This window comes from Pseudomonas sp. MWU12-2319 (genome assembly GCF_023242525.1).
Taxonomy (GTDB): Bacteria; Pseudomonadota; Gammaproteobacteria; order Pseudomonadales; family Pseudomonadaceae; genus Aquipseudomonas; species Aquipseudomonas gingeri_D.
Window position 1 is genome coordinate 39,043 of the sequence record NZ_JALJES010000025.1, and the last position, 20,570, is coordinate 59,612.

General features: G+C 58.4%; 16 protein-coding genes. 3 read left to right on the forward strand and 13 right to left on the reverse strand.

The window, feature by feature from the left end:
- Positions 1 to 18 precede the first annotated feature (18 nt).
- From M5C01_RS29215 to M5C01_RS29225, 3 genes are read left to right on the forward strand one after another with little or no spacing between them, the layout of a single operon-like run.
- A complete protein-coding gene (locus tag M5C01_RS29215) occupies positions 19 to 876 on the forward strand; it encodes a DUF4123 domain-containing protein (RefSeq protein WP_152741887.1) in 858 nt (285 codons plus the stop codon).
- Complete coding sequence (locus M5C01_RS29220; RefSeq protein WP_248764428.1) at positions 873 to 1,406, forward strand: DUF3304 domain-containing protein; 534 nt, start codon at positions 873 to 875, stop codon at positions 1,404 to 1,406. Before M5C01_RS29215 ends, M5C01_RS29220 begins: the two co-directional genes overlap by 4 nt.
- Positions 1,391 to 4,039 carry a DUF2235 domain-containing protein gene (locus M5C01_RS29225; protein ID WP_152741886.1) on the forward strand — a complete coding sequence of 883 codons (2,649 nt, stop codon included), beginning with the start codon at positions 1,391 to 1,393 and terminating at the stop codon, positions 4,037 to 4,039. Before M5C01_RS29220 ends, M5C01_RS29225 begins: the two co-directional genes overlap by 16 nt.
- Here the strand turns inward: M5C01_RS29225 and M5C01_RS29230 are convergent.
- From M5C01_RS29230 to tssE, 13 genes are all read right to left on the reverse strand, one after another.
- Positions 4,036 to 4,893: a serine/threonine-protein kinase gene (locus tag M5C01_RS29230; RefSeq protein ID WP_152741885.1), complete on the reverse strand. Its 858-nt coding sequence runs from the start codon at positions 4,891 to 4,893 to the stop codon at positions 4,036 to 4,038. The two genes, M5C01_RS29225 and M5C01_RS29230, sit on opposite strands and share 4 nt — an antisense overlap.
- Positions 4,890 to 5,618 (reverse strand): PP2C family serine/threonine-protein phosphatase, encoded by a 729-nt coding sequence (locus M5C01_RS29235; protein WP_152741884.1) that lies wholly within the window; start codon positions 5,616 to 5,618, stop codon positions 4,890 to 4,892. Before M5C01_RS29235 ends, M5C01_RS29230 begins: the two co-directional genes overlap by 4 nt.
- Positions 5,618 to 9,106: a type VI secretion system membrane subunit TssM gene (tssM, locus tag M5C01_RS29240; protein WP_152741883.1), complete on the reverse strand. Its 3,489-nt coding sequence runs from the start codon at positions 9,104 to 9,106 to the stop codon at positions 5,618 to 5,620. The genes M5C01_RS29235 and tssM overlap by 1 nt, the downstream gene beginning before the upstream one ends.
- Before the next feature lie 15 nt (positions 9,107 to 9,121).
- Positions 9,122 to 9,982 carry a type IVB secretion system protein IcmH/DotU gene (gene icmH, locus M5C01_RS29245; protein WP_152741882.1) on the reverse strand — a complete coding sequence of 287 codons (861 nt, stop codon included), beginning with the start codon at positions 9,980 to 9,982 and terminating at the stop codon, positions 9,122 to 9,124.
- Positions 9,983 to 9,985: 3 nt separating this feature from the next.
- Entirely contained in the window at positions 9,986 to 11,317 is a 1,332-nt protein-coding gene (gene tssK, locus M5C01_RS29250; RefSeq protein WP_152741881.1) for a type VI secretion system baseplate subunit TssK, read from the reverse strand.
- 11 nt (positions 11,318 to 11,328) lie between these two features.
- Positions 11,329 to 11,805 carry a type VI secretion system lipoprotein TssJ gene (gene tssJ / locus M5C01_RS29255; protein ID WP_152741880.1) on the reverse strand — a complete coding sequence of 159 codons (477 nt, stop codon included), beginning with the start codon at positions 11,803 to 11,805 and terminating at the stop codon, positions 11,329 to 11,331.
- Positions 11,805 to 12,902, reverse strand: a complete 1,098-nt coding sequence (locus tag M5C01_RS29260; protein ID WP_178130006.1) for a type VI secretion system-associated FHA domain protein — start codon at positions 12,900 to 12,902, stop codon at positions 11,805 to 11,807. Before M5C01_RS29260 ends, tssJ begins: the two co-directional genes overlap by 1 nt.
- Positions 12,903 to 12,918: 16 nt before the next feature.
- The gene (locus M5C01_RS29265) at positions 12,919 to 13,044 is read right to left on the reverse strand and encodes a type VI secretion protein (RefSeq protein ID WP_152741878.1); all 126 of its coding nucleotides are present in this window, start codon (positions 13,042 to 13,044) and stop codon (positions 12,919 to 12,921) included.
- 158 nt (positions 13,045 to 13,202) lie between these two features.
- Positions 13,203 to 14,750 (reverse strand): sigma 54-interacting transcriptional regulator, encoded by a 1,548-nt coding sequence (locus M5C01_RS29270; RefSeq protein ID WP_248764429.1) that lies wholly within the window; start codon positions 14,748 to 14,750, stop codon positions 13,203 to 13,205.
- Positions 14,737 to 17,331 carry a type VI secretion system ATPase TssH gene (gene tssH / locus M5C01_RS29275; RefSeq protein ID WP_152741876.1) on the reverse strand — a complete coding sequence of 865 codons (2,595 nt, stop codon included), beginning with the start codon at positions 17,329 to 17,331 and terminating at the stop codon, positions 14,737 to 14,739. The genes M5C01_RS29270 and tssH overlap by 14 nt, the downstream gene beginning before the upstream one ends.
- Positions 17,331 to 18,356 (reverse strand): type VI secretion system baseplate subunit TssG, encoded by a 1,026-nt coding sequence (gene tssG, locus M5C01_RS29280; protein WP_152741875.1) that lies wholly within the window; start codon positions 18,354 to 18,356, stop codon positions 17,331 to 17,333. Before tssG ends, tssH begins: the two co-directional genes overlap by 1 nt.
- Complete coding sequence (tssF, locus tag M5C01_RS29285; RefSeq protein WP_152741874.1) at positions 18,320 to 20,107, reverse strand: type VI secretion system baseplate subunit TssF; 1,788 nt, start codon at positions 20,105 to 20,107, stop codon at positions 18,320 to 18,322. Before tssF ends, tssG begins: the two co-directional genes overlap by 37 nt.
- Before the next feature lie 6 nt (positions 20,108 to 20,113).
- A complete protein-coding gene (gene tssE, locus M5C01_RS29290) occupies positions 20,114 to 20,569 on the reverse strand; it encodes a type VI secretion system baseplate subunit TssE (protein WP_152741873.1) in 456 nt (151 codons plus the stop codon).
- Position 20,570: the final 1 nt, after the last annotated feature.

Consider the following 20,570-nt stretch of genomic DNA (forward strand, 5'->3'; position numbering starts at 1 on the left):
TATTCAAAGGATATCCCTATGAAGGAAACAGCCGAGCAATGGCTGGCCACTCTCAAAGAGGAGGCCGGGAGCCACGACCTGAAACACCTGGATCTTTTGATCAACGCGACGTTGCTGGATTACCCGCTGCAGGAGCGTCTACAGGAACTGTCCCCGTCACCACCTCTTGCGCGATTGCTTGAGGGTACACCTGAGCAGGCTTTGGCCGCTCAGGGCCCCATGCTGATCAGGGTCTTTTGGGAGAGTCCAGATCAGGTGAGTTGGGTGGAGAGTTTTCTACACGCCTTTCATGATCAATCTCGGGTGTTGGCGGTGATGAGTCGTTGGTCGTTCGATGACCTGACTGAACATCTACGTCATTGCACCCAGATTGAATGGGATGAAGGCGCCCGCTCGGGTCTGTTGCGTTACTACGACACCCGGATTTTCGAAAGCGTTGCAGGTCTGATACGGCCTCTTCGCGACTATGCGTTTGATGGGCGCCCCCTTGAGGGCATGGACCTTTGTGGTCGGGTGTTTCATGGGGCTGTGATCAGTTGGCATTGGATCGACCGCGAGCAGTGCAGTCGGACGTTGCATGGCGAACCCGTGCCACGCGATCACTTGCCCCGTCCTTTGCCTATTTTGAGGTTGAGCTCGCATTGCGTCACCACCTTGCAACGCTGGAAGGAGGTCGAAGGTTTCTTTCTGGCGCATGAAGAAAGTCTGAGAACTCTGGGGGCTGACCATCAACGCAATGCGCGTTATCAGGTGTTTGAGGCTGTCTGTGATGCCGAAAAACAAAGCCTTTTTGGGGAGGAACGCACGGACTTTATTTTCGCCAACCTTTACAAAATTTTCCCCTTTTTGACGCTCCTCGACAGGAGGGGTTCATGAAGTTCGTCGGCATGAAGTGTTTGCAACTATTCGCCCTGTTGTGGGTGTTTGCTTTGCCAGGTTGCAGCAAGGAAATTCCGAAGATCCTCGGTGCTCCCATTGAGGGTATCAACCACACCTCGGCGGCGATCAATCACTTTCAGGTCAATGGAAGTGGGGGCTCGAATCTCGGGCCCTATGGTGGTGGTGGGCAGACTTGCTGCGTCTCGCTGCCGACTCAATGGCACCCCGGTCTGACGGTTGTGGTTGAGTGGGAGAAAGATCCTTTACCTCACGATTACAGCAATTGGCCTGAGCGGTTGTATTCGGAAGCGTGGAGCAAGCGGATGAAAGAACACCGCACCAAATACACCCGCCACCGCGCCGTCGTGGAAGTGGCGCCGTATGAGGATCTGGGGCTGGTCAACGTGCATTTTTTACCCTGCGACCGAGTCCAGGTGTCAGCCGGTGCGACATACCCGGGACGTCCTGATCATCCTTACAACTATCCTCGAAAAATGGAGGTCCCCAAGACATGTCCAGCACTGTGAACACCGAAACGATGCGCCCAGCTCCCGAGTTTCTGGCTCGAATACCACCGTTCAAAAAGGGAGGACTGTTGCCCCAGGACGCTCAGGATGTCGCACGAAACCAGAGGCTTCGAGATCAACTGATCGATCAGATAAACGTAAAGGAACAAGCCGTTGCCAAAGCCAACAACCTGACCTATGTCAGCCGATGCATGGACATTCTGCACATCACCTTGTGCTTTGACGGCACCAACAACCATGAGCCTTCAGACAAGCTCGCTTCACCTCCAACCACCAGTAATGTGGCGCGGCTTTACCACGCCAGCCTTGGAGACGCTGAAGAGGATCAACGAGGTGGCCCAAGCCAGGCGGGTTTCTATCGCTATTACATTCAAGGGGTTGGCACTGAGTTCAAGGAAATCGGTGAATTTGAGCCCGAAGACTGGGGCTTGAAGGGGGCAATCGGCGGCGAAAATCGAGTCAACTGGGGGCTGACCCGATTGATCGATGTGTTGAGAAGAGCCTGCAAAGAGCCACCTCTCAAGTCTTCGGACGCTTACACCCTGGTCCAACAAATGGGCACGACCGTCACAGAGGACATGCTTGGTGCCTCCTTGTTCAAGGACAGCCATACCCGACGTCAGCAAGCCTTACAGGCGCCACTGCTGGAATTGCAAAAAAAGATCGAAGACGTGCATGCCCGTAGCGCGATTCCGGAGATCCAAGCGCTACGTCTGTATGTCTATGGGTTCTCTCGTGGCGCTGCCGAGGCCCGAGCCTTTGCCACTTGGCTTGAGGCCCTGACCCAGGTCGAGGTGAATGGCGAAACCTGCTATCTGTTCGCCGGACTGCCTATCAGCATTGCCTTTCTAGGCCTATTCGATACCGTGGCCTCGGTTGGTGTGGCCTATGTTGCCCCCTTTGCCGCTGGACATATGGGCTGGGCTGACGGTTCGCTGCGGCTATCGGATTCCGAGAGGTTTTTGGCGCGCTGCGTGCATTTGGTCTCGGCACATGAACAGCGGGCCTGTTTTCCGCTGGACTCGATCCGTCGTAAAGCCAATCCCAAAGATCCGAACTGTCGTTCGACCTACCGCCGTAATACCTTCGAGTACCTCTATCCCGGTATGCATTCCGATGTGGGCGGTGGGTATCCGCCCGGTGATCAAGGCAAATCCCTGGCTGGGTCCGAAGAAGTGTTGTCGCAGATTGCGCTACATCACATGTACCACGAGGCCTATCAGATTGGTGCCCCCTTGCAGGTTCCGGGGATAGCGCTCAGCAGTCGGCAGCGTGAACACCGGCCTTGGCTGGAAATGAGCGGTGAAACAGCTGCGGAGTTTGAAGTCTCGGATAACCTGATCGACCGCTTCAACCACTGGCTCTTCGCCCAGGACAATGGCCCCTTGGAAGAAGTCATGGACCGCGAAGCGGCTTTGATCACAGGGTGGCGTATTGATCGGTATGCCAAAGAGCGGTTCAAGGGGACGTCGGCCTGGGCGCATGTTCGAGGAGGCAAGGAAGAAGGGGATAGCAATGACATGACGGCCAAGGAGCGTGAGGCCTTCGAGTTCCTGCATGCCCAGCAGTTGGAGGAGGATGCTGCCAGGCACCGCGGTCAGCGCAAACCAGAGCGCGATGCAGCTACCGCACAGCAGTATAAAGATGCTGAAGAGATCAAACACAGCTACGAAAAGCGTATCGGTGCCCAGCAACCTATTCCTCTCAATACCGCCAAAGCCTTTGAGCCGAATCTGGATTTCCTGCAACTGAAAAAAGCGATGGATGAGTTTCGCCGCGATTATGGGCAAAAATGGGGGCTCAGGGAGGACTTCTCGGAGACATTGAATACCGCCAACGTTATGAATGTCCTTTTAGGCGGCCTGATTTACCTAACCAACGAGCAGGACGAGGCCGAGGAATACGCCCGTATGCGCAAGGAGGGTGAGGAAAACTATCAGCGGTTGTTCAATGAACAAGGTCAACCTCGAGACGAGGAAGCGCAGGCCATCATCGCGCTGTTTGACGATCAGGTACACGACTCACGGGCCTGGTTCATGAACGCGGCGCTGGGAGAACGTGAGATCTGGAGCGACTTTTTCCGCTACCGGGCGATCTTCTTTGATGATGAGTCCAACAAGCGCTTGTCACTGCTGGCTACGGCGGGGCAAGTGATCGGCGTGGCTGTGGCGGTGGGCAGCATTGGCCTGAGCATCAAGCGCCGCGACCCGCGTTATCTGGTGGGGCTGTTTCTGCCTTCGCTGGGAATTCCGGTGTTCCGTGGCAAGGTCGGTATGCCTGAAATCAGCGCCTTCGACAGCCTCACCAATATTGCCTTGCCCATGCTCAGCGGGTTGGGGGCAGTACGTGAGTTCACCCAAGACACTGGCAGCGTGCTGAAGCTGGCCGAGGCGTTGCCATTGCCGCCGGTCCTGAGCGAGAAGAATGCCGATACAGCACCGCTGATGGAGGTCCTCAAGGCACAGCAAGCCGCCGAAGCGGAGCGCAAGGCTCAGGAAGAGGAGGCCCAGAAAAAAGAGGAATCCAGTCAGTTATTGGGCAAGGTACTCGGCACACTGAACTCAATGCCGGAGAAGGAGAAAGCGGCCTGGCTGGCGCAAGTCAGCAAGGCCGCAGAGGGCCTTGCGAGTTAACAGCGCAACCACCCATGAGCGGGGCTCTGGAAGGCGTCCCGCAGCTCATGGGCGTCAATACGGCGGGCAGCCGGTTTGAACGCCAATGCTTTGCACAGAGCCGACCAGCAGAAAGGCGGCAGTTGCTCCGCTGGCTTCAGGGTGCGGTTGCGCTTTGGGTTGAGCGTTTGCCCAGGTTCCGGGGACGGAAAGGGGAGCCTGCCGCACGCCAGTTCATACAGCACGCACGCCACGGCATAGAGATCGGTCTCGCGGGTCGGCGATCCGCCCTCAAGCAGTTCAGGGGCCGCATAAGCACGCGTACAGGCCATGAAGCGTTCACGCTGAAGGCGCGGCAGTCCCTGTAGTTGCTCATGTCTGGACTGGCTCAGGCCAAAATCGAAGACCTTCAATCCTTTGTCGGTCAGCATCAGGTTACTGGGCTTCAAGTCCCCATGCACCAGACCCTGATCATGACAGTAAGCCACCGCGTCGAGCAGCGCCAAGGCAATGGTCTGGAGTTCATCCCAGGGCAGGCCTTCGGGGCGCTCGATCAACAGCCGATCAACCGGCTGCCCGCGTAGGAGCTCCATCGTGATAAAGGCCCGGTCCGACACTTCGTCAATGTCATAGTCGTGCACACGCACCACATGGGGGTGGTGCAAACGCAGCGTCAGGGCGAACTCACTGTGCAGCAAGGCGTTGGCATCCGGGTATCGGCATAACGAGTCGCTCATGCGCTTGACCGCCACATAAGGGTCGGGATCACCCAGGGATTCTCGCAGGAGATCAAGCGCACGGTAGACCGTGCTCATGCCCCCCGCACCGAGCAACTGTTCAAGCCGATAGCGCCCGGCCAGCAGGTCGTCGCTCATAGCCGAATCACCACGGCAGTCAGATTGTCGGAGGCCGGCCCTCGCAGAGCACTGTCAAAGAGCAAATCCAGCGCGACCTGAGGCGAGGGCTGGCTCAAGGCATAGGCCACCGCCTGCGTGCTGACACACTGGTAGAAACCGTCGCTGCACAGCAGAAAGACATCGCCCGGTTCGGTCTGGAGTTCAAGTGTCTCCAGTTCCAGCTGCTCATCGGCACCCACGGCGCGAACCAGCGCGTGGGCGAGTGGGTCCTGGCTGGCTTGTTCCCGGCTCAAATGGTGTTCGTCCATCAGTTGTCGCAGCCGGGTGTGGTCCTTCGACAGTTGATACAACTGCCGCGCGCGCCAGAGATAACAGCGGCTGTCACCGGCCCAGACGCAGGCAGCCCGGTCTCCCTCCAACAGCAGTGCCACCACCGTGCTGCCCATGATCGGGTCAGGCTGCTCGGGGGTGGCCGTCAGCTCGTGATGGAAGCGGCGGTTGAGCCACTGCAAGCACTGGCTCAACCGTTGGAGACGTTTGCCGAAGCCACCCTCTATCGGGAGTTCGCCCAGGCTGTCGGCAATCAGGCGACTGGCGACATCGCCTGCCTGGTGACCGCCCATACCATCGGCGACGGCCCATAACCCCTGTTCCAATCCTTCCAGGAAGGCGTCTTCGTTGCGCGCGCGGACCTTGCCGATGTGCGTGCGAGCGGCGCTACGCCAAGGAGAACGGACCCTCATCAAAGCGCTGCCGGCAAACGAAAGCTGCGCACGGCGCTCATATCGAACGGGTGGGGCGAGCGCTGACTCATCAGCAGGTAGTTGACCCGCAGTCCGCCGACATCAGCCTTGAGCATCAAGACATCACGCCCGCGATGGGGCTCGGTCTGCATCAGGTCGAACAGCCGGAAGAGCGACCAGGGGCCAGTATTTTTCTGAATACCTGTCTGGCGCCCGCCGAGCTCCTCGACCACCAGGCTGGTGAATCCCTCGGCTGCCGTGTTGGGCCATTCAAAGGCACTTGGAACGATCGGACCGTGGCGATACTCCATCACTTGATCGCCAAATCGGAATTCAGCGCGACTCAGGCTTGAGTCCAGGGAGTAGGGCTCCAGGCTGAATTTGATCAGCGGTTGCGTCGAACGCTCGGCGAAGAAACTGCGGCGAATCTGATGCGCATGGCTCATCTGCTGCAGGATGACGCGGGAGATCGGCAGGCTGTGGCCTTCGACACTGCGCAGGCGGTAGTTGTCGCTCTCGCGGCTGACAAAGGGTTTGAGGTAAGTTTCAAAGAAGCCCTCCATGACGCCTTGGGCTTTGAAAAACTCGCGAAAATCGGCCAGGGCCACATCGCTGCTGCTGTGGGCATTGAACGGATAGCGCTGGTGAATCGCACTGAGGTAGGGGCTGTAGACTTCGCTCTTGTAGCGTTGGTCGATATAGCGGGCCGCGTCTTCCAGCACCAGGCTCCAGCTGTCTGCGGACAGACCGCTCAGCCAGCCTTTGACCGGCTGCGGCAGGCGTTGGGCAGCATGAAGGAGCTGGCTGAGCGCATCACGTTGGCCTCCCATGCGTGCCTTGGCCAGGTCGAAGGCAGCCAGGTCCGGTAGGTTGGAGCGCGACAGGGCTGCCAACTGTTGCTGAAGGTCGTTCAAGGCGTTGAACGTTGGTATCAGCTCGGCGCTGGCCGCACTTTCATCATCGAGCAGGCGATGCAAGGGCTCGAATCGCTGTTGCAGGTCTCGCTTGGCGCTGTCCTGTCGCTTGTCGGTAACGGCCTCTTTGACCTGTTCCGCTCCAGCGGCAGCGATTTTGCCCACGATGCCAGCAGGGCCTGGCAGGCTGGCGGCTGACTCGGTCAGTTGCGTGGCACTGTCACCTAGGGACGGAAAACGCGTGTTGTCGCGAATCTGAATCAGCAACTGCAGGAGCGGGGAGTTGAGGTCAGTCAGTTGGGCGGCCTGTTCAACGGCCTCCGCCGGCGTGTCGAGCGGCTGCAACGCCAGTTTGCCAATGGCCTCGGACCAGTGGTGGGCGTAGTCCTTGAAGTAGAGTTGCTCAAGATCGGCCATCAGTGACTGCCATTGCACGGCATCCAGGGTGCTGCTTTGGCCCATGACCCAGTTGTCGCGCAGGAAGTCGCGGGTCAGCAAGGCGCCCTTGCTCAGAAAAAACTGCTGGTAGCCGCGTTGGGTGTACAGACCCGGAATCACATACTGACCACTGGCAAAGACCGAACCACGCGGACCGAGTTGTTGGTCCAGGCGGTATTCGGGCAAACCGCGGGCCTGTTCTTGCAACGCGCGGTAGACCAGACTGGCCTGGGAAACTTTGTGTAGGGCTTGTCGAGCATCAGCGATCAGGCTGTCGTTCAACGGGTAGCTGAAGGACTGATCAAGCAAGCGTGAGAAGTGGGTACTTAAGCCCTCCTGTACGGGCGTATTACCGGCGTAACGCAGGTTCCAGTCGGTAGCCAGCCACTCTTTGAGGAACGTTGGGTCGCGGCGTTCGACGAGGTTGAGCATCAAGTAGGCGCGCAGACTGTTCTGCAGCACTTCGCGGTTGTTCAGGTTGGCGCGAATCTGCCCTTCAAGCTGGCGAGCGATACGCGGTAACAACTGGACTTCCAGCTCATGCTGGTAGAGCGCATTCGTCGCACGGTTGTTGGGTTCCCCCTGATACAACCCGGCGCGTTCATGCAGGGCAAGTTCGTTGGCGGGCGGAAACACCTGCGTGGCGGCGTAGCTGCTGTCGAGCCCGTCGAGGGCCACCATGGCATCGTCTTGTGGGTTCAAGGCGCTCCACTGTTGCCCCAGTTTCTGCCCCCATGAACGCAGTTGTTCCTGGCGTTGGTGATTGACCGAAAACCCCAAGGTCCATAACAGACCAAAGAGCGCCAGCGATCCCAGCGCGCCAACATAAAGAGCCCGTTGCCGCCAATGGATACGACGTGTCTCTTTTTTATCGAGATTGGCCAATCCTGCTTCGGGAAAAACCACGTGATTGAGCAGGTGGTGGATGAACCTCGGCGTCCCAAGCATGGAGGGCATGGGGGTATCGTATGCGGACTCCTTGTCGGCAATACCCAGGCGAGGCGCACTAGTGAAATAGACCCCACGTAATTGACTGGCAGGCTCATAGCGGTTGCCCGCGAAGGCCTGGCTCACCAGATACCGCAAGGCATCGCCGATCTGGCCAAGGTGCCGCGTAAAACTGTAAATGTCTTCACGACGCTGGTTGTTGCGTTCCTGGTACAGGCGCGAGATCGTCTGTTGCTCCAGGCGATTGAGCAGGAGCTGGAACTCTTCGCACAACACCGCAGGATCGCTACCGCGTTGTGTCTTGTCAAAGCTTAGGCCTAACACCTGCTGGCTTTCTTCCAGAGACAGGTGCTCGTAAAAGGCTTCGAATCCTTTGACCTCGTCGGCTTGGGTCAGCACCAGGTAAATCGGCAGGTAGCTGTGCAGGTGACGATGGATATCCAGCAGGCGACGGCGCAGTTGTTCCACCAAACGTTGGAGTGCTTCGTCTTGGCCGTTCTGCAACGCTTGTATAGGGATACAGAGCACGACGCCATTAAGCGGTCGATTGCGTCGACGCTGGCGCAGCAACTTTAGCAAGGTGTGCCAGCCGCTCGTATCGACCGCTTCATTCTGGGTCAGGTAGCGACCGCTGGTGTCGAGCAGCACACCGTTTTCGGCGAAATACCAGTCACAGTGGCGGGTGGCCTTGGGGGCAACTCCGGGGGCAGAATCGTTGCGGTTCAGCGGGAAGTGGATGCCCGAGTAATCGAGCAGGCTGGTCTTTCCGCTGCCTTCAGGTCCCAGGAGCAGATACCAGGGCAGCTCCTTGCGCCAGTGTTCGCTGTGGCCGCGATACAGGCGTGTGTGGTGCAAGGTGTGCAACGCGTCCTTGAATCGCTTGCGCAGGTGGCGTTGCTCTTTGGCAATGGCCTTTTTGGTCTCCGCCTGGGTTTGCGTGTGCTCAGCGTTCAGGTCGACGGCGGGGGCCCGGCGTCGTTCGGTAAAGACCACGAACAAACCCCAGCACAGGAGCAGGCCACAGAGGGTGAAGAGCCGATTGTCGGTGTCGTCCCAGAATCGGTAGTCGGCCACGGCGATCAGGGGTCCCACGAACCACACCAGCAAGGCGATAGACAGCGTCAGAAGCAGGCTCCATAGCCAGCTCTGGGCCAACAGGCCCGCCAGTGTTTTGAAGAAATTTTTCATGAGCGAAACCTTTGATTAAGACGATTGCACGGCGCTTGCCGTACCGTGAATCTCGAAGAGCTTGAGCACGTCTTCGCGTTGTTCGCCGAGCACCCAGGCGAAGCCGGTGTAGAGGGCACCCAGGCTGATCAGCGTGAACAGCGTGACCATCCACCACGGGACAATGCGGGGGGGACGTTGCGGCTTAGGGCGCTGACCTTGCCAATGGGGAGACAGCTCGCGGGGTACGGGGCCGCGCTCTGCGCGGATCTTGCGATAGAGCTCCTCGCGGATTTCCTCCAGTTCCCGAGTGCCATTAGCCTCAAGGGCATACTTGCCCTTGAAACCCAAGCAGACGCACAGGAACATCAGTTCCAGCATCTGGAGGTGAACCGCAGGTCGCTCCAAGAGCCTTTTCATCATCTGGAAACATTGCTCCCCACCCGAGGTTTGGTTGTGCAACTGCCCCAAGAGGGTTTTGCCTGACCAACCTGCACCCCAGTCGGTGCTCAGCACGGCTTCATCAATGGCGGTGCACAGCAGGTAGCGAGCGTCGAGTATTGCGTTCTGCTCCATGCCTTTGTGGTGCGCGCGTTGCTCGAAGCGTTTGAGCGCCGTGAGCAGGCGCTCTTGCAGTTGGTCGAGGGGTTCAGGATGTTTCTGATGCCTGAGCCCGACGATCTCTGCCAGCAAGGGCGATGCGGCGCCGGCCAGGGGATTGATGCCGGTTTCAAAGAGTTCGACAGGCGCGTAGCGATGCGACTCAATGCGTTGGGGTCTCAAAGGCTTATGTCGCGCGGCGTTAAGGTCGGTCAGCGTGCTCTGTTCCGGTTCACGACCGTCTCGGCTGACAACGACGGTTTTTCTGTCATCGGGGGCAAAGGATGCGTTATTCATAGGTCAGTTCCGGATGGCCCATAAGTTCAGTTCAAGCGCTGCGAATTCGCCGCTGACGTGCAGCGCGAAGATGCTCGAACGTTCAAGCTCCGAGAGCTCCTCCGGGGTCACTTCCAACTTGAAATAGGAGCGACGAGGGTCGTAGGGAATCTGTCGGGGGGCCACGGGGAGCGGGGTCAGCTTGATGCCAGGCAGATGTCGGTTGACCTTGTCGCGAATGTTCGCGATGGAACCGATCTTCAGGTGCTCAGGCAGACGGCTGCGCAGTGCTTCGGCGGACCCTTGGGCGTGGGCCACCAGGACGAAGTAGCTGCTTTGCACAAGGCTTCGGTCCCGCAAGTGGGCCAACTGAATACCGTAGTCCTTTTGCTCCAGGGGCAGTTCAACGGCGTGCTGTTCCAGCACCTTCGACAACACCTCACTGATCTGCACCTGCAAGCGTTGAAAACACCCCAACTGATCGTCGTGATCGTAGAAGAGGGCTTTGAGTCCAGTCGGGCGCCGCGCGTTGGCAAAAACGCTCAGGTCACCCAATAAAGCCAATAGATGGCGATGAATCTCATACGGATGCAGCCTTCCCATCTCCAGCGCCTGGCTGATGCACAGTTCTGATCGGTTGATCAGTTGCAGCATCATGAAGTCACCCAGTTCGGCACCTGCCACTTGATGGCTTGCGTTCATGCGCCCGGCGATGGCTTGTCCCCGGCTATTGAGCTGATTAAGGGTGTTCTGGACGCAGGCTTGCAGGTTTTGGGCGGCCTTGATGTGCAGATAGCTCGGTGCGTAACGGTCGTCGAGCGTGATCTCGCCGCTGTTATCAATTCCCAGGATCTGGCAGACCTTGAGTTTGACGAAGGCATCGTGGTGGGCGTCGCCCAGCAGCAAGCGAAAGTCCGGGCGAGAGCAACGGATGGAACACTGCGAGTTGCCCTCGGCGTTGCTGTCATGAACGTTCTCTTCATGGCTGATATGACGGGACAACACCTCGCTCATGTCGGCGGGGCGGGTCTCCACGGCGCCACCGCCGACCAGTGGTAACCCCAGGTACACGGACATGCCCTGAGTGTTCTTGGGAATGTCCAGCACCAGGTTTGAGTGAGCATGACCGATGTCGAACAGGCTCCCATCGGACAGCACGCCCGAGGCCGACTGGATCGACAGCTTGCCCTGCCTCAGGTGTGCCTGGCTTAGCTCAAGATTGAAAAAACCTGTGTTGAACGGCCCCAGCAACTGGGTACGCAAATTGAGTTGGTGCTCGTAATGGCGATCATGCTGCTGAAAGTGCTGCGGACGCAGCATCATGCCTTCCGTCCATACCGGCTTATCGTGACTCATGGTTGAACCTCCTAGTCAGGTGTCTGCGGGTTGGGCAGGTGAATACCGCTGCTGTCGAGTAACAGCGAGTAACGCTTGATCCGTTCCGGCTCCAGCGCCAGTACGTAGCGCCAGCGGGTTTCGGGAAGATCGCGATACGCCGCGAGCACCGCGACGTAGCGGCTGTCGTCCTTGACCCGCAGCTTCAGGTCGATCCGCTTGCCGGGGCTCAGTTCCAGTTCCTCGCTGCTCACCAGGTCGCTGCCCAGCACTGCCTCGGGCCGCTCGTAGAGGCTGAAAAAGTCGGCGTTTTCAAACGACACTGGATGTTTGAGTTCCAGCAGTCGCACGACGATGGGCGAGGGGCGACCATGCAGGTCAGGGTTGAGGGTGTCACTGCCCGAGAGTGTCAGGTCCAGTTTGGTCAGCGAGGAGTAGGGCGACAGCACCGAGCAGGCATTGAGCAACAGCAGGCAGGTAAGAATCGTCAGCGTCTTGATAAACGGCATCATCGTTCTCCAGAGGAAAGAAGGCTGAGGTTGTTGAGCAGCCGTTGTTGTTCGGTGTAGGCCTGGACGAAGTGCCGAGTCCATACACGGTCGGGGCCGCTGTCCTGCTGGCTCAACTCTTGGTGGAAGCGGCAATAGGCACGCCAGTAACCGGCGTTACGGAACAAGCGGCGTCGAGGCTCTTGCTGTTCGAAGTGCAGTGCCAGATTGTTCGGTGCCCATTGTTCGAGTGCCCCGCGCCAGGCGGCACGGCTCGCCGCCAGGGTGGCGAGCTGGTGCGATTGCAGGCTGCGTAGCTGCTCTTTGAGGTGCACCGTTGCGTTGGTACCGTTGCTCAGTAGCAGCTTTTCGAGCAGTGATTCGCTAGGTTCATTCACTGCCGGGTTATCAACGGTGGGAGGAATGCCCATCTCGTTCTTGATACTGCTGCAGGTGTGCAGGCATTGGTGTACACCGGCCACGCTCAGGCGTAGCAACCGCGCAGCCTTGATCGCAACGGCCTTTTGCGCGGGCTCATCCAAGTGACGAAGATCCACGCCCAGCGCGGCACTGAAGTCCTGCCAGAAGGGATCGGGAGGCGTCGGTGTGGGCGGAGGGGTTGGTTCGGCCTCGACCATCAGGGTGGGCAGGGGGAAATGCTGTGTCTCAAGGGGGGCATGGTCCTGCATGTGAGCCGGTAGCGGTTCACATTGGGGCTGTTGATCCTGTCGGTCGAGACTCAGATCGAATTGATAGTCTTCGGGAATCCCCACGCTCGGCGCCTGGTGTTCCACAGGCTGAGTCAATCGAGCGACGATCTTGAAGTCACTCATCTGATAGACCGTTCCGTCATCGATACGGTAGGTCCGAGCTTTTTCCAGGCGTCGCTGATCCTTGTGCAACCAGATGCCGTTCTGACTGAGGTCAGTGAGGTAGAAATGGCCGTCCCGGTAAGTGACGTGTGCATGCCTGCCTGACAACTTGGCCGTGACATCGGGAAGGCACCATTGGCTCTGATGGCTACGTCCGATGATTCCGCCCTGGTGGGTAAAGGACATGCTCAGCAGATGGCTGGGCAGATCGCTGGGTGGATCGAGCAATTGCATCACTAATTGCATGTTTGAACCCTCCGCCTCACTTATTGCGCTGAAGGGCATTGGGGTCACCCAATGCACGGTAATCGGGGTCGCTGAAACGGTAGTTACCGGTGCAGCCTGCCAAGGTCAGCACCATGAAAAAGACAGTTAGAAAAGTCGGCATAACGTTGCTCCAGGGTATTTTTTGAACGACAGAATCCCGCCTCGTTTAAACAAGGAGTCAAAGGTTGATAGGGCTGATATCAGGTGTTGGTCGTAGGTTTTTAGGTCTTTTCTGGTGTGGCTAAGTGTCTGTTCTCCTTCGGTTCATCAGGGGCGGGATCAGCCCAACGAGCGCTGTGCGGTTTTGGATCTGAACTCGTCAGGCGCGATACCCAGGCGGTCAAGGCGGTTGATCAACGTGCGCCGTGACAGCTCCAGTTCCTTGGCCGTTTGGCTCTGATTACCGGCATTGCGACGCAAGCTTTCGAGCAGCACGTGGCGTTCAACGTCGTTTAGATACTGGCGCAGATTCATGGGCCCAGGCTTGGGGCGTTCGGTGTTTTCGGCGAGGGTGAAATGCCGAGGATGAAGCTCAGTGTCTTCACAGATCAGCACCGCACGCTCGACCAACCCAATCAACTCCCTGATGTTGCCGGGAAAGCCATAACGTTCCAGCTGTTCCAGCGCGGCCTCGGACCAAGCCAATGGTGGGCGGTTGAGCGACCGGCAAGTGTCGTCGCAGAAGTGCTGAGCCAGGAGGCGGATGTCTGTGCCCCGATCGCGTAGCGGTGGCAGCTCGATGGGGAATGAGGCCAGGCGATAGAACAGGTCCTTGCGAAAGCGCCCGGCCTCAACCAGTTTTTGCAGATCATGGTGGGTCGCCGCAATGATGCGTACATCGACGCGGTGTGTATCGCTGCTGCCTATCGGGCGAACTTCGCCTTCTTGCAAAACGCGCAGCAGCTTGCCTTGCAGGGACAATTGCATGTCACCGATTTCGTCCAGAAACAGAGTGCCGCCGTTGGCCACATCGAACAGCCCTTTGTGGTTTCGATCAGCGCCGGTGAAGGCGCCTTTCTGATAGCCAAACAGTTCGCTTTCCAGCAGGTTTTCCGGCAGCGCCGCACAGTTCTGCACCACGAAGCGCCGGGTGCTTCTTGAGCCCGACTCGTGAATGGCCCGTGCCACCAGTTCTTTTCCGGTCCCGGTTTCGCCGGTAATCAGCACGCTGACCTGGCTCATCAACACCTTGCTGATCAGGCGATAGACCGCGAGCATAGGGGGGCTATTGCCAATCAGACCATATGACGGGGTAGGCAGTGGCGGTGAGCGTTTGAGTGGGTTGCCGGTTCCTTGAAGGCGGTGCAACAGATCGGCCTGAGCCAAGGCGAAGCGGCCCAGTTGGGTGAGCGAACCTGTGCAGACACCCAGGTCGCGAGCCGTTCGGCTGCCGATCAGCAGTAGCCCGCCCAAGGTGGCGTGCTCGTCCACCAGCGGCGTGCACAGCAGGCTGCTCCAGGACGGCTCGCTGGCCGGCAGAAAATCCGTTGGGTAAAGACCACTGTGCAGCGTATCGATGTTCAGTGTCCGGTGTTCACGCAAGCAGAACTCCAGCAACGGTTCGTTGTAGAAGTTAGCAGGCTGGCTGGCGCTGTTTGGCAGCTGCAACTGGCCGTCACACTGCATGGCCGACAAGGTCAGGCAGGTTTGGGTGGTGTCCAGCAGGTACAGCTGACTCAATTCACAGCCGCTGAGCTGGGCCGCCACGGTGACCAGGTTGTCAAACAAGCCCGCGCTGTCCTGTGCGGCCGCCAACAGGGTGATCTGTTCCAGCAGGCTTTCGGTCGTGGGTGCCGATTCGGCTTGGAGTGAATCAAGCGAACTCACAAACAACCGCTCCCTGGTGGTCGACGGTGGCATGCACACCCTTCAGCGCGTTGCCTTGGGCGAGCGCGGCGAGTATCCGATCAACGATTTGTGGTTGTAGAGAGCGGTCGATCAGGTGGTCAATCAACCGAGCGCCACTGTCGCTGTGAATGCAGCGTTGGGCCAAGTGGGTGACCAGTGTTTCGCTGTGCGAAAACGTGAGTTTGCGTAACGCCAGGCGTTGTTGCAGTTGTGCCAGTTTCAGCTTAACCAGCTCATGCAGTACCTCGCCGGTCACGGGGTAATAAGGCACGACACGCATACGGGCCAGCAGCGCGGGTTTGAAGTGGCGACTGAGGGTAGGGCGGATGGCCTGCTCCAGTGCTTCCACGCTTGGGCGTTGCCCTTCTTCGCACATGTCGATGATCTGCTCACTGGCGAGGTTGGAGGTCATGAGGATCAGGGTGTTGCGAAAGTTGATTTCGCGCCCTTCACCGTCGTTGACCACGCCCTTGTCAAAGATCTGGTAGAAAAGATTCATGACATCCGGATCGGCTTTCTCGACCTCGTCCAGCAAGACCACTGAGTAAGGTTTTTGCCGGACCGCCTCAGTCAACATGCCGCCTTCTCCGTAGCCGACGTAGCCGGGCGGAGAGCCAATCAGCCGTGAGACGCTGTGTTTCTCCTGGAACTCGGACATGTTGATCGTCGTCAGGAAGCGCTCGCCGCCGTACAAGGTCTCGGCCAGGGCCAAGGCTGTTTCGGTTTTTCCGACGCCACTGGGGCCTACCAGCAGAAACACGCCGAGAGGGGCATCGATTGGATTGAGTCCGGCGGCGGCTGCACGCATGGCTCGGTCCAAGGCCTCCACGGCCTGTTCTTGTCCGAGCACTCGCTGGCGCAGTTCGCCACCGAAGGTGGCTACAAGTTCACTGTGCTCTCGGGCCAATTGAGACAGTGGCACGCCGGTCCACTGGCTGATGACTTCGGCCACCAGACGTGGACAGACTTCGTGACTGACCAACCGTTCGTTGGCTTGAAGGTCGGTGAGGCGCGATTGGGCCTTGCGCAGTTGCTGCTCCAGTCCGTTGAGTGGAGACGGGAGTGAATCGCCGCTTTCGGTGTGGGCACTCAAAGCTGCCGCATACTCTTCGCGCAATGTCAGCACGTTTTGCGCCTGCGCGCATTGGGCACTCCAACGCTCTTCCAGTGCCGATTGCTCTGTTTTGATGGTTTGCAACCGGGTACACAGATGTTCATACGCCTCGGTGTCGACCGTAAGCCCTGAGTCCATGTCGCGGCGCATGGCCTCTTGGCGACGTTCACCTTCCGAGAGCTCGGTGCGCAACCGTTCGAGGGCTTCGGGAGGTGAGGCGAGGCCGATACGTACGCGGGCGCAGGCGGTGTCGAGCACGTCCACGGCCTTGTCGGGAAGCTGTCGGCCCGTCAGGTAGCGAGCCGACAGTTCGGCCGCGGCGATGACGGCATCGTCTCGTAAATAGACACCGTGGCTTTTTTCGTAGAGGGGAGCCAACCCCCGCAGAATGGTCACCGCTTCGCTGACGGTGGGTTCATGGGCATGAACGGGTTGAAAGCGCCGCGCCAAGGCGGGGTCTTTCTCGAAGTATTTCTTGTACTCGGCCCAGGTGGTGGCGGCGATAGTCTTCAGCTCGCCACGGGCCAAGGCCGGCTTCAGCAGATTGGCGGCGTCAGAAGTGCCGGCCTGGTTTCCGCTGCCTATAAGGGTATGGGCTTCGTCGATGAACAGAATGATGGGTTTGGGCGAGGCGTTGACCTCATCAATCACACCTTGCAAGCGGCGCTCAAACTCCCCTTTGATACTGGCACCGGCTTGCAGCAGGCCGAGGTCCAGGCACAACAACTCCACATCGCCCAGTGCCTGCGGCACCGCTTTGGCCACAATGCGCAAAGCCAGCCCTTCGACCAAGGCTGTTTTCCCTACACCCGCTTCTCCCACGATGATGGGATTGCTTTTGCGACGGCGGCAGAGAATGTCGATCATCTGGCGAATGGCGTTGTCCCGGCACAGTACAGGATCCAGCTTGCCGTCTCGGGCTTGTTGCGTGAGGTTGCGGGTAAAGCGGTCGAGAGCAGAGTTGCCCGGTGTCGTGGTGGTCTGGTTTTTCGGGGGGGCGGTCGACAAGGCATAGTCGCGCAGTCGTTCGGCGTTCAGCTTGGCGAGGAAGGCTTGGTACTGACTGCCGGCATATTTCAGTGGGTTGCGCAGCAGTGCCAAGAGCAAGGCCGTTTGATCAATCTGGCTTTGGCCGAGTTCAAGGTGGGCAACCAACAAGGCATCCTGTAGCCACTGCACGAGTTCAGGGGCAAACGTGGGATTGCGCGATTCCGTGCACTCGCGTTTGGACTCCAGTGCCTTGGCCATTTCGGCCGGCTCGATACCTCCATCTTGAAGGGCACGAACGAACAGGCCCAGAGGCTCATCGAGGAAGCACAGGAGCAGGTCTTCAATCAGGATCTGATTGCCGTTACGGCTCACACATCGCTCGGCGGCGGTTTCCAAATGTTGTTTGGCGTCTGCGTCCAGGGCCTGTACGAGTTGCTGCAAATCGATATTGATCATCAGTTTCCGTCCTTGCTGCTTGAAAGACTGTTCAGCGTCACGACACCATCGGCGTGATCGCGGCCAAGCCAACTGGTCCATCCCAGGAGGCAGGCGCTGGCTTGGCCAATGCACAGCGCCTGTATTTCTTCCTGACGTAGTTGAAGGCGAATGTCGTAGTCCAATGGGTCGCGTAGGGAGAAATCCACCAGGGCACAAAGCGGTTGATAACCTGAGCCAATGGGCAGCAGGTCGTGGAAGCGTTCCCAGCTCAGTTGCTGGATATGCACGCGGAACTTGCTCGAACCGTCGGTGACGTGCTCGCCCAATACCAGGCTTTCGCCGAGTTGATGGTTGAGGTGGCCGAGTTGGTTTTGCTGATCCCGTGGGATGGGCATTTCGCGTTGAAGGCATTGCTCGATATACAGCTCGGCATGCTTGAAGTAGTAACGCAGCACCGATTCGATCAAGGCTGCTGAGTGAGCACGCAGGCTCAGCAGGCCCAAATAAGGCAGCAAGCGCTTCCAGTTCAGTTGTGTGGCATCACGGATGGTCTGTCCGCCCAATCCGATCAGGGCGAACAACCGCTCGGAGAGGGCGTCTTCAGCGCCGCTCTGGAACCGCGAGTGATAGCGATATTTCTGCCAGATCGGAAACAGGAGACGGTGCAACCGGTGATTGAACAGGTTCAGAAAGGCCCGGGTCGGGTTGTTCTGGTCGCGGTCTCCCAGCGCCTGCTCCGCGTAAAACGCGGGCAGGGGTGAGCCGGCCCCGATCAGACTCAATAGGTTGAGGTGCAGCCGGGCGTGCAACACACCGTGTTCCTTGAAAAACTCCAGGCGATCAATATCACTGCCCGCGTGACCCAGACTGGGGTTGGCGTGGAACTCGATGCGCTCATAAAGCACTTCGTCATCTACCGGCTCGGGAGTGTCCTTTCTCAGCCGATCGAGCACCCGTTGCACGCCCTGGAACAGGCTGTACTCACGGATACTTCGGTTGAGCGGCGTTACAGCAGCGATTGTTGGCCCATACGAGGTGTCCATTCGTATCGCTCTCCCTGCGCGCTTTCTACCTGCAGTTGATGGAAGGAATTCAGGCTCGTGTACAGCGCAAAGAATTCGTTGAGTACCGACGCAAACAGGAACAGCTCCCCTTTGTCTCTATAAGCCTCTGCGTCAACGGTCAGGTGCGTGCACACGCCTCTTACGGGCAAGCCTCGGTAAAGACGGTCCGCCCTGGAATGACGGATATGCTTCAGGCCAGCGAGCCGTTTGCGACTGATGTTTTCAGCCTGTGGGTCGTAGTAGCCGGGGAGGTCATAGGTTTCCAGAATGACCTTGAGGGCATCGACGTTCGCCAATGACAGGTAGTTGAGTGACATGTTGCTGATGAGCTTCCACAGGTAGTCGCGGTGCAGCGGTGGTGGATAGCTGGGTGTGGCCGGGCTGATATTTCTGAAGCTCAGGAGGCCGGGAGCACCGATCCCCGGCAGGCAGATGTCGCCTTCTTTGAGCTCACGCGCGAGGTTCTGATTCGTGCAGGTCAGTTCGAGCGAGACCGTTTGTGTGTTTTCGTGATCGCGTGTGCTGAAGCTCAGGTAGGTATTGAGGCCGTTGTCGAGAGGCGAAGTCTCTTGGTGAATGCTGTAATACGGTTTGGCCGTAGGGACGTCGAAGCTGGCGTCATGCTCAAAGGACTCGAACAGGACGTAGTCGATGTCTCCGCCTTCCTCCAGGTTCCAGCCGGACACTTTATCAACCGAGAACACCGCGTAATGGGCATTCTTGTTTTCTTTGGGCTTGACCAGGTAGCGGTCCTCTTTCCCGTCCAGGCGGATAGGAGAGGCATCGTGTTTGAACAGATTGGTAATAGGCGTGCAGTAAAGCCGCACGTTCTCTAAGGTCGGTTGGATGCGTTGGTCGGGGGCGGTATTGAAATTGAAGCGCACCTCGATGCTGCGGGCTTTTTCTACAAGCTCTTGTGGTTGATGCTTCGTAAGCTCCGGCACGGTTAGGTCGACGAACAGGAACTTCTCCGGGAAGGCGTAGTATTCCTGTAGGTAGCGATAGCCGCGGAAGGTATTGAGGGGGTAGGGGAGCAGGGCTTCTTCTTCGGCAAAACCAACCGGCGTGATGTGATCAGGCCCCAGCTGTTGCCTGGCCGGTTCGTTGTCGATGTTCGTGAGGGGGTCGTTTTCCTTGTCCAGGAGTGTCAACTGAACTTCGCTGAGGTGCCGATTCAGGCCCAGGTAGAGTTGTTGGCTGATGTAAGGTTCGCCGGCCAGATGGAGGCGAAGCTTTTTCAGATCCAAGTCGCCGATATGACCCTCGGCCGTCATCTTCAGCCGTAACGTCATGACCGCCCCGTTACCGTCACTGGTGTAGTTCAGCGCGTCCAGTTTCAGGGGAAATACTTCGGTCTCGAACGCAGTGAGGAACCGGCAATTCACCCCCTGTACAGGCTGTGACTTGACGTCTGTATGGCGAGGAATGATTTGAGCGGGCCCCGAGACGGTCGCAGGATCAAATTGCAACATGCTGAAGGCAGGCAATGGCCGCATGAAGTTCGGCCACAGCAATTGCATCAGCGAGTGGGTCAACTCCGGCAGTTGGTCGTCGAGTTTTTGCCGGAGTCGACCAGTCAGAAAGGCGAACCCCTCCAGCAGACGTTCCACGTCTGGGTCTCCACCGCGTTGCCCCAGAAAAGGTGCCAGCGCGGGGTTACGCTCCGAGAACCGTTTGCCGAGTTGGCGTAACGCGGTGAGTTCGCTTTGGTAGTAGTGGTTAAGCGACATGAGCACTTAGTCCTTATCGTCATTCGCGTGGCGAATGCCATCGGATGAGGTTTCACTTCCCAGTACTTGGACCTTTGCATTGCCATCGAGATGGGCAGAGAACCTGACCTCGCGCTTGACGCCATCGACGTCGAGCCATCCACTGATGGTGAAAGCCAACCGCAAGTGATGGCTGTTCTCCGAGGAGGTAACAGTGACGTTCGTCAAGCGGGGCTCGTAGGTTTCAATGCAGTGCTTGATGGCGCTGCGGGCCTGTTTCAGCACGTCGTGCAGGTCCAAACGCAGATCGTTGAGATCCGGTAGCCCGTAATCGGGCAACGTTTGCACGCTGCCCGCTCGGGTGCTGAGCATCTTGGATAGATGCTCAGCGACGGAGGCCATGACGGACGCCTCACGGTTCCAACCGCTACGTTGATCAGGCGTACCGTTCAGACGCTCGAAAAGGCTGCCGTATCCGCTCATG

Excerpts from the sequence above, each read along its gene's own strand:
- M5C01_RS29215 (WP_152741887.1), top strand. The coding sequence starts at position 19 with ATGAAGGAAACAGCCGAGCAATGGCTGGCCACTCTCAAAGAGGAGGCC.
- M5C01_RS29220 (WP_248764428.1), top strand. The coding sequence starts at position 873 with ATGAAGTTCGTCGGCATGAAGTGTTTGCAACTATTCGCCCTGTTGTGG.
- M5C01_RS29225 (WP_152741886.1), top strand. The coding sequence starts at position 1,391 with ATGTCCAGCACTGTGAACACCGAAACGATGCGCCCAGCTCCCGAGTTT.
- M5C01_RS29230 (WP_152741885.1), bottom strand. The coding sequence starts at position 4,893 with ATGAGCGACGACCTGCTGGCCGGGCGCTATCGGCTTGAACAGTTGCTC.
- M5C01_RS29235 (WP_152741884.1), bottom strand. The coding sequence starts at position 5,618 with ATGAGGGTCCGTTCTCCTTGGCGTAGCGCCGCTCGCACGCACATCGGC.
- tssM (WP_152741883.1), bottom strand. The coding sequence starts at position 9,106 with ATGAAAAATTTCTTCAAAACACTGGCGGGCCTGTTGGCCCAGAGCTGG.
- icmH (WP_152741882.1), bottom strand. The coding sequence starts at position 9,982 with ATGAATAACGCATCCTTTGCCCCCGATGACAGAAAAACCGTCGTTGTC.
- tssK (WP_152741881.1), bottom strand. The coding sequence starts at position 11,317 with ATGAGTCACGATAAGCCGGTATGGACGGAAGGCATGATGCTGCGTCCG.
- tssJ (WP_152741880.1), bottom strand. The coding sequence starts at position 11,805 with ATGCCGTTTATCAAGACGCTGACGATTCTTACCTGCCTGCTGTTGCTC.
- M5C01_RS29260 (WP_178130006.1), bottom strand. The coding sequence starts at position 12,902 with ATGCAATTAGTGATGCAATTGCTCGATCCACCCAGCGATCTGCCCAGC.
- M5C01_RS29265 (WP_152741878.1), bottom strand. The coding sequence starts at position 13,044 with ATGCCGACTTTTCTAACTGTCTTTTTCATGGTGCTGACCTTGGCAGGC.
- tssH (WP_152741876.1), bottom strand. The coding sequence starts at position 17,331 with ATGATCAATATCGATTTGCAGCAACTCGTACAGGCCCTGGACGCAGAC.
- tssG (WP_152741875.1), bottom strand. The coding sequence starts at position 18,356 with ATGGACACCTCGTATGGGCCAACAATCGCTGCTGTAACGCCGCTCAAC.
- tssF (WP_152741874.1), bottom strand. The coding sequence starts at position 20,107 with ATGTCGCTTAACCACTACTACCAAAGCGAACTCACCGCGTTACGCCAA.
- tssE (WP_152741873.1), bottom strand. The coding sequence starts at position 20,569 with ATGAGCGGATACGGCAGCCTTTTCGAGCGTCTGAACGGTACGCCTGAT.